Here is a 12,752-nt window from a genome sequence, read left to right as displayed (position 1 = left end):
CATGGCTCTGAACCTTTTGATCTGGGACAAGAACGCGGATGCCGGGATTGTGGGACAATCCGTCAATCAGAAAATCATGGGCGAACTGATGCCTTCTTACCTCACACGCGAGGAACAGTTCATCCGTCCGGCAAACAATAATCCCCGCGGCTTTATCCTGTTGGGGGGAACGTACATAAGCATGACTGTGAAGGATGCGGATGAAACGCCGCGCAATCTTGTATTCGGTTCTCCTGTGGATACGGAATACAAATTTGTGGAACAGTTGCTTGACGACGGCGTGGCATTTCAGCCCGGCAAGGATTATTATGTCTATCTTGTGCTTCAGGAGCCTGCGGAAGCACAGCCGCTTTACACGGCGGACATAAAGGTGAGCCTCAATTCCACCTATCCGCAGGGCTATACAGCGGACACCAGCCGCAAGATCGGCGGTTTCCATACGCTGTGCGCCAATGTGGGAACGATTGACGGCCACCCTCTTTCCGGGCTGCTGGCCGGCGACATTCTGCCCGCGTCGTTCTGGGACTTGTCGCACCGGCCGACCTGCCAGCCGGAAGGCATGGTGTACGTCAAGGAGCTTGATTTCTGGTGCGATATTTATTTGCAGTCCGGTTCCGGCGTGAATACCAAGAGCGTGTTCGGCGGCACGACAACGGACAGCCAGACCCAGAGCCAGCATGTTGAAGATTTGTTCCGTGTGGGGAAAATGCCGCTTCAGGATGAAGAATTTCAGTGCGCGGCGGAAGGAAGCAACCAGGGCACCAATATTCAGAACAGTGCGGACCCCGTGACGACGGGCGGCCATGTGGATACGGCCGGGAGGCGCATGGTAAGCAATTACGGGCTGGAAGACTGTTGCGGCGCCCTTTGGCAATGGCTTGCCGGATGGAGCTATGGCTCCAATCAGACAGCAGCGTATGTTTCTGATGGCGGAAAAGGTCAAATATATCAGGTAAATGCGTTGCTGGCGGGCGGCCATTGGGCGCATAGCGCGATTTGCGGTTCCCGTGCGCGGGCTGCGACGAATTCCCGTTTGTACGTGTACGCGGATTGCGGGTGCCGGGGCCGGGCGCGGAGCCGCGTGGAACGGTAGAACGGGAACACGGAACACGGCGCGAAAAATTCGCGCCGTGCCGTTACCGCGTAGCGGTCGAAATTTTTTGAGTTTTTGGGCAGGAATGGACTTCTTGACAAAACCGCCCTGGGAATACATTCTTTTGCCCAGGAGAAGGGCGGCAAGTGCTGGTAACACTCACCGCCCCGCGCGAACCCCGCACCTCCCCAAACATCGGGTTGATATTTGGTTCAGCGGCCCCGGTTGTGTGTCAGCACTTCCGGGGCCGAGCCTTTTCCATGTACCGCTAGCTGCAAGAACGCAGCAGGATAATCAGGAGAAGGGCCACCGCTCCGGCAGTAGCCTTGACGGTGATGCTGATTCGCAGCATCGGCCATCACCTCCTCACGGGGCAGGATTTCGCGCTGTTCGGGGAGGCGGTGTTCGTGTATCCAGCTTGCCTTTGGCCTTCAATCGAAATCCACCATTTACGTCTTGCCGTTTTCCCCGGACAGAATAGTGCAGCACGCCCTTATGAATGTTGTTATTCCTATTTGGAGCAAATTTTTTATTCATGATTCCTATGCGTGTATAGAAGGCAAGGGTATTCATTCTGGAAGCAGAAGAACAATGGAATTTGTACGGCGGAATGCTTATTGCCTGAAATGTGATATTTCAAAATTCTATCCGAGCATAGATCATGATATATTGATGAATATAATTCGTAGAAAAATAAAATGTAAAGATACGCTATGGCTTATTGAGAATATTGTATATTCTTATCCTGGCGGAAAGAATGTCCCGATAGGAAACTTTACCTCACAATGGATGGGGAATTTATATTTGAATGAGTTGGATCATTATGTAAAAAATGTTCTCAAAATAAAAGATTATATCCGCTATTGCGACGATTTTCTGTTTTTTCATAATAATAAAGCTGTTCTCCGGGACGTGGCGGCGAGGGTTGAAGAATTTGTCGGGAGTGTGCTAAAACTGCGCCTGTCAAAGTGTGACCTGTTTCCGGTTGGTCGGGGAGTGGATTTTTTGGGCTATAGGCATTTCCGGGGGTATGTGCTTCTGCGGAAACGCACGGCCAAACGTGTTGCAAAGCGCCTCAAAGCCTTGCCGGGCCTGCTGGCGCATGGAGAAATTACGCCGGAGCATTGCCGAGCCGTTTTGGCGAGCGCAACCGGCTGGTTGAAATGGGCTAATACATATAACTTCCAAAGGGCGGTACACCTGTCTGAACTGGTGGAGTTGGCGAATGGAGCTTGCAGACAACAACGCGAAGCCAAAGCCGTTGCGCTTCAGTGACTTCGCTGGCAATGACGGGCCTCTGGAAGGGAAAAAGGTCAAGATAGAAGCTGTCCTGAACCTGGAAATCCTTTTGACGGCATTTCGGATCAAGGAAAGCAAATACCAACAGGCCAATTCCGCCGACTGCCTGACGATTCAGTTCGAGTACCCGGACAGGCCGGATGAAAAACATGTTGTCTTCACCGGCTCCGCCGTCCTGTGCGATCAGTTGAAAAAATACAAGGACAAGCTGCCGTTCTACGCCACCATCAAGAAAATTGACAGATATTTTACCCTGACGTAATAAGAGGCCGGTGCTAACGGGGTGCTAACCTGCCGCGTCAACGAAAGTTTTTTTCGGCAGTTTCGGCAAGCAAGGTTTTCTGCGTAAGCGCGTGAAAGTGCAGGATTTCTTGTCGCGGAAGGTTATCGTTGTAGCCCTCATAACCCGAAGGTCGTAGGTTCAAATCCTACCCCCGCAACCAAGAAAATCAAGGGCTTACGATGAAAACCGTAAGCCCTTTTGCATAGGCGGGATTTGGTCCCACCACTATTCCCACCAGATTAAAATTTTTCGCGCCTTGGACGGGACCACTCAGGGATATGGATTTTGAGCGATTTTCAGGCTAATTATCAAACCCACAGTTGAGAACCGGGTGAATGGGATATGGTGATTACAATAATTAAAAAACGCTGAGATAAGAATATGCTTAGCTCAATTGAAAATCAGGATCAGAGTGAATTGCTTTTTGATATATTGGTGAAAGCGAAAAGTTCTTGTCGTGCAGATAAGATTAATGCTATAAATTCGAGTTTGCATTTCCCTACGATACGAAGACGTGCACTTAATATTTTTTCATCCTGGATACGTCCAAGAAGTGTATTCCAAGTAAATCCAGAATTACTTAATGCAAATGATTTAAAAATGAATGTAGATGCATTAAGTATTGCAATCACAGAATATATGCAAGAACAAAATACGCAATCATTTTGTTCTGATGCAATCCAAAAAATATATGCGAGGCAAACATGCCTTACATTAAATACACAGGTGTATAAAAAATATTATGATAAGCTTAAAGTTTCAAATCTTCTCGAAATTATAGGATACGTTCTTGAAGCCGCAAAACAGTTTTGCAATTTTGACGCAGAAGAATTGGAACGTGGCTTGTTAGTGCTAAAAAGTGTAGACCTTGCCTTGAATAATAAACCATACGATCGTCCAGAATTAAAAGCAACCCATCTTGCAGTAGATATTCTCTCATCATTATTGCAAAGTATGGAATCTAATCCTGAAGCGAAAAGACGAATTTCAGGCGGAGCTAAAATGGTGCAACTGGCAATCAGTTTTTTCACTGGAAGATGATGACGATAAATATAGTTCCAGTGTGGGGATTTTTCCACCACTCTTTCCGCAAATTGAATCGGAGTCTCAAAAATATTTTCTCACATCAGTAAATCATCCAGAAATTCCGATGTCTGCTCCACACCACAGATCAGCAAATGATCCCGCGCCCGCGTACAGGCCACATACAAAAGCTGACGTTCGGTGTTGTACACGTCTTCCAAATCCGTATCATCGCCCATATCTTCTATTCTTTGCTGAGATGGAATAACGTCGGCGTCACATGCCATGACCGCTACGGCTTGGAACTCCAACCCCTTGGCAAGGTGCATGACAGCAATAGTGGCACTGTCCTTGGGAATATCCATCTCTCTGTCAAGAATGACATAGGGAATTTCTGCCTGACGCAACGCGGCCTCGGCGCGGGGGATTTCCGCCTCAGAGCGGACAAAGACCGCCATTTCCCGCGCAGCCACACCGTTGCCTCGACGTGTGGCAAGCCATCGTGCCACAGCTTGGCTTTCCTCTTCTTCTGACGCAAAAGAAAGGATGTCGGGTTGCGGGCCATTGAAAGCGGAAATGGGATCGCTCCGCTTTTCCACGTTGCCGTCGGCGTCGGCGAGTTCGGCATCCAGCAGCTTGTCGGCCTGACTGCGTATCTGGTGTGACGTGCGGTAGTTGACGCGCAGGGTAAAGGAACGCCCCCGAATGTCCACACCCAACGATTTCCAGGAGAAAGGCAACTGAAAAATGCGTTGCCCAAGATCACCACAGAAGCAGAGGGCATCCGGCCTGTGTACGCCGAGCGCGGCTACAAAACGCATTTGCGCATAGCTCAAATCCTGCGCTTCATCCACGACAACAAAATCAAAAGGCGGATTTGCCGTTTCGGCCATCAGGAATGACAATCGGGTATAGAGAGATGCTTCCGTGTAAAGATGTTGCTCCGCTAACGCGTTGTTCACACGTTCAAATACGGCCCAAACGGCTTGGCGCCGCTGTTCGGAAAGGCGAGTTTTCCTGCCGAGGCGCGGGGTAACACGGTATTCTTCCCAGGATGTTAGTTGACGGGCATCCACCAGTTCCTGCCATTCGGCGTACAGGAAACGTTCCGTGTATCCTTTAAGGTGCAAAGCCGCTACTTTCTGCCGCAGAATGTCCAAAATGTGTGCTTTGGTGGCAAGTGTGATGCCTTTGGCAATATCCGGTTCTCGCAGGCGGAACAGGCGTTGTGCTTGCGCTGACAGAGCCCGTACATCGATACGTTCGGCCAACTTTGGCTCATGGGCCAGCAGGCAGTTGAGTTTGTTGCGCAAGGCATGGGCAAGTGGGTCGCTTAAAGTAGTGAGCAAAATTCGGGCATCCGGGTTGGTGCGTGCCAGATGTGCCGCACGATGCAAGGCAACAACGGTTTTTCCCGTTCCGGCGGAGCCGCATACCTTGATCGGTCCGTTGAAGCGCCCTTCCACCAAGGCGCGTTGATCGGGATGAAGGAAAACCAGCCACTTGTCCCACGGGTATTCCAAGGCGCGCTGCAATTCTTCCGCGCTGCCCATGAGACGGAAACGGCGTTGAGCATCCGGATGCTGAAACGCGACAGAAAAATCCTGAGTTACCGGTGCAAGGGCGGCGTAGCTCACAAGAGTAGGCATCCGTCCCAAAGCCATATCCAACAGAGCTTCACCGGCTTCGGTCGGAAGATGCGATGCCAGTTCCAGCAAGGCATCTTGATCGGCGAGAGCCCGTACTGCGGGAAGCCATTCAGCAGGAATACCACAACGCAAGAGCTGTTCATCAGAAACAGACACGAACAGGGCACGCCCTGTTGTACGCTCAGTCGCAGGCCGCGTAACGGTCTGCACCACTTCACGAACTTCCACAATCTGGGCTGCGCCGGTTTGCGGATGCACTTCCAGTTTGCGCTTTTCCGCCCACGCGTAAACCTTGTCGTGATGATCCACATAGCAGAACAGCAAACTTTGCGCCGTGCGATGGACGATAATGCGGATGTCCATGCCCACAGACAGGGACCAGAAATTTTTGTCCCTGCCGCGATCCAGCTTGTGAAAACGAAGCCCAGGACTGGCCGGATTGACCTGCGCATCAAAAGCTGTCTGCTTGACCAGCTTTTGCTCGTCGGCGGTCAGTCTGCATAAACTGGCGGTGAAGGTGTCAGAGATACGAAATTCCATCACATAGTCCCAAAACAGATTAGCTAGCCTGAACAGGTTCTTTATATATTGAAGACTGTGAACAGGGTATGCCCAATTTTTTTAGATAGTCACGAACTGCATTGACAAGGTGCGGAGAGGCAAAAGGATCAATGAAAACCTTATGGATTATATCGGATAATTTCCTATTAAGTTTAATATTGACTCCATTTTCATACCATTTAAAGTTTTTATTTGAGATACTTGAATTAATTAAAAATCTGTATTCAAGTTCATGGCGAAATGCATAGCGTTTTATAAAAGCCATTTTGATTCTGCTCTCTGTTTTAATTATTTCACGATATTTTCTTAAAGATATATAATTAACGCTACTGCTATATAACTTAAAATTATATTCATCTTTTACATCATTAATAATATTTTTTAATTCAGAAACATGGGTTCGAATTTGTATTCCTGGTCCATAGTTTTTTAGGCATTTCCTTTGAGAAAAAATTCTCCACATGGCATCTGAATATCCTGTTTTACACCAGCATTGTGCTAAAATTACTCGAGTATGCTTTTCATTTGAATAATCATTTAACTTTTCATAGGGATCATCCCACGATGAAGGTTTGGAAAAGAAAAGTTCATTATTCTGAAATAAATTAACGGCGTATTCAAAGGGTAAAATTCGTGAAATCTCAAAATCTTTGTCTTTTGGGTCCATCACAATACCTCGTATACCTTTACACCCTGTACACCTTCATCACTTCGTCGCCCAGGTGGTTGATGACCTTGACCGCGATTCTGCCGGATTTGGGACGGTCAAAGAGGCGGGAAGTGGCTCTGTGCAGGCTTTCCCACGCTTCGCGGTCGATTTCGGCCTTGAGGGTGGTCTTGAGAGATTTGTACGGATCACCCGCTCCCAAAAAGTAGGCATGGCGCACAAAGAACGATTCTTCGTTATAGTCGGTGTCGATAAACCAACAGGCAATGGTGTCCGGATCATCGCTGCGCACTTCGCCCGTGGCCGGATCAAAGACATCCACGCCCTTGACCGTGACCTGAATCTGGTTATTGGGGGCATCTTCAATGACAATATCCGGTTCGCCAAAAATAACGAAGAGATTGCCCTTGCCCGTATTCTTGAGGTCCGCGGACATGTGCAGATCGGCGTTCATGCGCGCCTTGAGAATCCGCACCGTGCCGAGGCTGGACAGATCGCTGGAAGCTGCGTCGTAGTTGAAGGCGCAGGAAATAAGCAGTTCAAAACCCGCCTCGCCCGCTTCCCGCGCCGCCGCGGCCAGATCCTGGCGGGTGACGCTGCCGAATTCCGGCCCGATGAAGATGGCCGCCCGGCGCTCGGTTTCGCCTTCCATGTATCTGCCTTCGGCGTTGATGTAGCGCACGCCCGGCCAGCCCTTGAGCGCGGTGAACACGATCTTGTCTTCCTTGTGCGCCTGCTGGACCCCGGAGCGTTTCAGCTCTTCCAGTATCATGGACGCAAAGTCCTGCGCGCCGTCCCGCACTGCCCGTTCCAGCGGATCGACAATATCATCGTTTTCGTCCACGGTCAGTATCCGGTGCGGGGAAAGGCTCTCCACGGTAAAGGGGCCAGCCACGCGCACTTTTTTGTTGTCCACATAGGGCTTGTCGTACAAGAACTCAAAGTCCGCCTTGGCGGCGATGGACGCGTCAATTTCCTTTTGCCGGGCGACGCGGGCCGCCCACCAGTCGGCATGAATTTTGGCAGTTGCCTGCGGCCAGGCCTCATCTGCTTCGCGGGGAATTTTCCATTCTTCCCACGTCGTGCCCAGAGCGGCGTTGAGCTTCTCGCGCAACGGTTCCAGCTTTTGCTGCCATTTTTCCCAGATAACGTCTATTTCCGCATTGTTGGCAATGGATTTGAGGGTGATGTGCGGCACACGCTCGTAGACAAACCCATGTCTGATGTTGCCGTATGTGGGCCGATCCGGCACAGGTTTCTGTGCCAGTTCCGCTTCTTTCTTTTGCCCTTCGGGAGAGTCGGCCAGCAGATAATAGGGGTAACGCGCGCCCATGATGCGGGAACGGGCCAGGGCGAGGGCCACGCGCGAGGTGTCGATGGTGACCCAGCGGCGCCCCCACTGCTCGGCCACATAGGCCGTAGTACCGGAACCGCAGGTAGGGTCAAGGACGAGATCGCCGGGGTCTGTGGCCATGAGGATGCAGCGTTCAATGATTTTAATATTTGTTTGAACTACATATAATTTTTCATCAGTAAAGTTGCCTGTTCCAGTGTCATTCCAAATATTACCATATACAGATACATTAAAATCATCATGATAGCGTACATATTGAATTGAATTATCAGCAATATGTATGCGTCCTGCCTTTCCAAGTCTATTCATTCCTGTAGGATAGTTGGCTTTCCAATGTGAATTTTTACCCCATGTATCATAAATTTTTCCATGAAATAGAAATGGCTGCTTTTCTGTAGCGCTACCCTGAGAAATAATATTATCAGGCTTATATAGTTTTGTATTTTCAGGAATAGGGATTATTCCTTGTTTTTCTTGTGCTGATACTCCACGATATGAAAAATCATCAAACATAAGCCATTTAGCATTACCATCGCCTAATTTAAACGTTTTTCTATAATATGGAGCATGGTATTGAGTAAAATCTTTATTTTTAGCATACCATAATACAAAATCTGACATATTACTAATATAGCTTGATAAAAAACCAGTAGTCGTTTGAATTGTTATCTGGCTGACAAAATTCTCCTCCCCAAACACCTCATCCAGCACTGCCCGCACCCGATGCACGTTCTCATCGCCAATCTGCACAAAGATACTGCCGCTTTCCGTGAGCAAATCCCGCGCCACAATAAACCTGTCCCGCAGGTAGCTCAGGTAGCTGTGGATGCCGTCTCTCCAGGTATCACGGAAAGCCTTGACCTGTTCCGGTTCGCGGGTGATGTGGTCGGCCTTGTTGTCCTTCACGTCGCGGCTGGTGGTAGACCACTGGAAATTGCTGTTGAATTTGATGCCGTAGGGCGGGTCAAAATAGATGCACTGCACCTGCCCGCGCAGTCCCTCGCGTTCGGCCAGCCCGGCCATGACCTGCAAGCTGTCGCCCAGGATCAGCCGGTTGGCCCAATTCTGCTCGTGCCGGTAGAATTCCGTCTTGTCCGCGCCTTCGGGCAGGCCGTTGAAGTCGGCGAACAGGCTGAACTGTTCCTGCTCGGACGCGGCGCTCTTTTGGGCCCGCGCCTCGCTCTCCCGCCGCAAATCATCAATGAGCGCCTTGGGGTGGACTTTTTCCTGAATATACAGGGGCGCGGCCTTGACCAGCAACTCGCCGTTTTCACCCGCAATGCCGTCCGGACCGTATTTGCCGCGCCAGATGAGCTGCGGGTCCAAATCCGCATCACGTCGTTCAAAAGCCACGGTCACAGGTGCGATATCCCTGGTGCGGGCCACGGAAGAAAGTTCGGCTGTGGGGATGTTCACCCGCCTGGCTTCGTCATGGGTCAGCGTTTCTATACTTTTCCGGCCGGACTTTTTGGGGGGCATGATGGCCTGCCTTTTGCTTGGTTGCTTTTCTCGGATCAAGGCGACTTCTTATTCCGAGAAAATGACTTTTCTCGGAATAAGGCAGCAGCTTATTCCGAGAATCGGGAATTAAACTGCATGCGTTGCTGCCAATGACCGGCCTTGAAGCGTTCAAATTCCACTCTGGCCCTCCAGAGGTATGGAAGCCGCAGAGTCCAGCATGAGGTTAAAGGCTTCCCTGATTTTGGCTTCCATGTCACCTTCCAGCGCATAGACACGTTTCAGCTCGGCAAAGGCCCAGCGGCCACGGCTTTTGAGGTTGTTGACGCCGGGGATCCAGAATACGTCCATGGCCTCTTTTTTGGCCTTGTCCTGTTCGTCGCGCCAGCCCTTGATTTCCACCACCAGATGCAGCAGGTCATCCGGGCCGTGGCCGTCATCCACCAGCAACAGGAAGTCCGGACGATACATGTGTTCCTGTCCCTGCCAGGAATACGGCACTTCAAAACCAAGGTTGTGGTTTTTGACGTAGGCATACACGCGCGGGTTCTGCTCCGCCGCGTAGCAGAAGGCCCCTTCCCAGTCGCTGTCCAGAACGCACCAGTTCACATGACACTTGTCGGCGGCGGTCTGCCAACGGTCGGTTTTGGAGGTAGTGAAGTTCACATAACGTGTAGAGCCGGTGGGATTGTACGGGTCAAGCAGGGCAAGCACAGGCGGCTTTTCACCGGCATCCTGCACTCCCGCGCGGTTGACGGCGGCATGGATCTTTTCGCAGGCCATATCCGCCAGACGGCGGTCAAGAAGCATGGCAGGGTAGGTGCCACCCAGGCATTCCAGATAGTTCTCGCGCAGCCATTGCTGGATGATTTTCTTGATTTGTCCGAAGAGGTACAGTCTTGGATTGCCGTCATCATCCATCTGCTTGGTACGCAGGTAATGACTGGTCAAATGGGCAATGATGGTGGAGGGGCGCATATCCTTGCGATCCTCTACCCGGACAGTGGCGGTTTCGCCCACAATGCCCGCCATGAGGGCTTCGGTGGGACCCACCAGATCGGGGTCGAGCGTGAGGCGGGAATCCTCCGTGAATTGGGCGCGGATATGTTCCCTGGGCAATTCGACCCGGTAGCCGACCACTCTGGGAAAGGTTATTTCCAGCCTGTCCCGTTCCGGCCGCACGGCTTTGACGTGGACTGTCGGGCGTGTCTTGACCGGCGGAACTTTGACCGCCTGGGCCGTGAAGTCAAAAGGGATGCCCATGACATCGGCGTATTCGGTGTTGAACAGCTTTTCTTCATTGAGATCATAGCTCTGACGGCGCAAGGCCCGGCCGATGACCTGTTCGCACAAAAGCTGGGTACCGAAGGCACGCACCCCCAGAACATGGGTGACAGTGTTGGCGTCCCACCCTTCCGTGAGCATGGAAACGGAAACCACGCAACGGATGTCGCCGCCGAGGGTATTGGGTTTGCCCACCGTGTTCATGACTTCGCGCAGGAGAACGCTGTCGTCTATTTCTTTGCCTCGCCGCAACTCTTCGGCCAAAGCTCCGCCACGTTCCAAAGCTTCGCGTCGGAAACGTTCTATGGCTTCAGCGTAGGTTTTGCGGAAATCATCGGGCAGTTTTTCGCCCGATTCGAGCTGTTCGCTGTCAATGAGCAAGGTGCGGCTATGGGAAAGCGCGTTGCCGTTCTCGTCAAAGTTGCGGAAGAGTTCAAAACGCCCATTATGGAATTGCCCGGCAGTATCCACATAGCCGGATACATAATCATAAATCAGCTTTGAGGTCGCCGTGTTGTTGCACACGATGATGAAGCAGGGGGCAACATTCATATGTTCCGCCTGCCATGCCGCATAGGTATCCTTGTAGTGTCCGTACAGGGCATCCAACGCATTCTGCAACAGTGTGGGCAGCTTTTGCGGGTCAAGCGTCTGATTTTTGCCGCGCCCCGCCCTGGGCATATCCTTGCGGATATTTTTCCACAGGTCACGGAACTTCGGCATCTCGCCGCTGGGAATATTATCCGCCACCGGCACGCGCGGCAGCTTGACCACGCCGCATTCAATGGCGTCCATGAGCGAAAAGTCGCACACGGTCCACGGGAAAAGCGTTCCTTCGGCATAGCCGGAACCACGCAAAAAGAACGGTGTGGCCGAGAGATCAAAAATACGACTGATCTCCAGCTTTTTCTGCACAGTTTTGAGGCCGTTGATCCACAGTCGCGCCGCCTCATTGTTGGCCTTGGCTTCGCTGCTGGCCTCCTTCTTTTCTTCATCTTCCAGAACCGTGATCTCTTCTTTGGCGCTTTCAGGCCGTTCCTGATAACAGTGGTGAGCTTCATCATTGAACACAATGATGTTTTTCATGCCCATCAGTTCACCCATGACCCGTTGCAGCATCTGCCCTTCCGGTTCCAGGGTATTGAGTGCGTCACCGTGCCTGCCGGTCAGAAGTGCCCTGCCCGCGCCGGAAAGCTCGGTTTTTTCGCGCAATCTGAAGGCGTGATAATTGGTGATGACCACTCTGGCCCGCTGGATGTCGCGCAGCATATCAGGAGGCACCAGTTCGCGCGACTGGTAGTAGCTTTCCGCATCGGCGGGCAGAAGAACGCGGAGCCGATCCCGGATGGTAATGCCGGGCGTGACCACCAGAAAACCGTGGGAAAAACGTTTGCTGTTCGGGTAGCGCACAGCATTGATGGTCTGCCAGGCGATCAGCATGGCCATGACCGTGGTTTTACCCGCACCGGTGGCGAGCTTCAGGGCCAGACGCGGCAGGCCGGGATTGGCATCGTTATTGGCGTTTTGCAGATATTCAAGAAATTTTTCTCCGCGCTTGCCGTCCCTGGGAGCGACCTCCGTCAGCCAGATGGCTGTTTCTACTGCTTCCAGCTGGCAGAAGAAGGGGCGAATGCCGCTGAAATCGTGATGCCTCCAGTGCTGCAACAGACGAGTCGTTTCCGGCGTGACCTTCCAATTTTTTGGGTCTGGCAGGTTGCGCCATGCTGTGATTGTGCTGCGCAATTCGTTGATGCGCGTGGCCAGCTCGTATTCCTGCTCCTTGGTGGAGAGCTCCATGGCGGTGGCGTTCCCAAGGAGGGTTCCCTGCTGCGCTGTGCGTTTTTTTGGCTTGGGGATGGGAGTGATGAAGCTGGCCGGGCGGCGAAAATCCAGAATTTTTTGCGTGGGCTGCCCGCTCTCGTCAAGTTCCCAGTGCTTCACGGGCAAGGTATAGGGAGAATTCAGAATCGGGTGATCGAAAAAGGGGTTACTCATTGTTGATTCCGTAGAGGATAGGGCACAAAGGATGGAAGGAGACGGCATCTTGATTATAGCGCCAAAAAGTTTGGAAATCCAGCCTC

General features: G+C 51.6%; 8 protein-coding genes. 4 read left to right on the top strand and 4 right to left on the bottom strand.

Translation table 11 applies throughout. The features are described from left to right. Position 1: 1 nt before the first annotated feature. The 4 genes from QZ294_RS07220 to QZ294_RS07205 all read left to right on the top strand — a co-directional run bounded on the left by QZ294_RS07220 (position 2) and on the right by QZ294_RS07205 (position 3,716). Entirely contained in the window at positions 2-1,093 is a 1,092-nt protein-coding gene (locus QZ294_RS07220) for a hypothetical protein (protein ID WP_297048423.1), read from the top strand. 480 nt (positions 1,094-1,573) lie between these two features. Further along, the gene (locus tag QZ294_RS07215) at positions 1,574-2,368 is read left to right on the top strand and encodes an RNA-directed DNA polymerase (protein ID WP_297048421.1); all 795 of its coding nucleotides are present in this window, start codon (positions 1,574-1,576) and stop codon (positions 2,366-2,368) included. Beyond that, positions 2,319-2,654 (top strand): hypothetical protein, encoded by a 336-nt coding sequence (locus tag QZ294_RS07210; protein WP_297048418.1) that lies wholly within the window; start codon positions 2,319-2,321, stop codon positions 2,652-2,654. Before QZ294_RS07215 ends, QZ294_RS07210 begins: the two co-directional genes overlap by 50 nt. A gap of 402 nt (positions 2,655-3,056) precedes the next feature. Then, positions 3,057-3,716: a hypothetical protein gene (locus tag QZ294_RS07205; RefSeq protein ID WP_297048416.1), complete on the top strand. Its 660-nt coding sequence runs from the start codon at positions 3,057-3,059 to the stop codon at positions 3,714-3,716. A gap of 80 nt (positions 3,717-3,796) precedes the next feature. On the opposite strand, the gene QZ294_RS07200 is transcribed toward QZ294_RS07205, so the two are convergent. The 4 genes from QZ294_RS07200 to QZ294_RS07185 form a co-directional block, all read right to left on the bottom strand. Continuing rightward, positions 3,797-5,887: a 3'-5' exonuclease gene (locus QZ294_RS07200; RefSeq protein ID WP_297048414.1), complete on the bottom strand. Its 2,091-nt coding sequence runs from the start codon at positions 5,885-5,887 to the stop codon at positions 3,797-3,799. Positions 5,888-5,906: 19 nt separating this feature from the next. Then, positions 5,907-6,575 (bottom strand): hypothetical protein, encoded by a 669-nt coding sequence (locus tag QZ294_RS07195; protein ID WP_297048412.1) that lies wholly within the window; start codon positions 6,573-6,575, stop codon positions 5,907-5,909. 19 nt (positions 6,576-6,594) lie between these two features. Further along, entirely contained in the window at positions 6,595-9,408 is a 2,814-nt protein-coding gene (locus QZ294_RS07190; RefSeq protein ID WP_297048410.1) for a site-specific DNA-methyltransferase, read from the bottom strand. Between the two features lie 150 nt (positions 9,409-9,558). Next, a complete protein-coding gene (locus QZ294_RS07185; protein ID WP_297048408.1) occupies positions 9,559-12,666 on the bottom strand; it encodes a BPTD_3080 family restriction endonuclease in 3,108 nt (1,035 codons plus the stop codon). Positions 12,667-12,752: the final 86 nt, after the last annotated feature.

The organism is uncultured Desulfovibrio sp., from assembly GCF_910584445.1.
Lineage (GTDB): Bacteria > Desulfobacterota > Desulfovibrionia > Desulfovibrionales > Desulfovibrionaceae > Desulfovibrio.
This window is presented reverse-complemented; position numbering and strand designations above follow the sequence as displayed.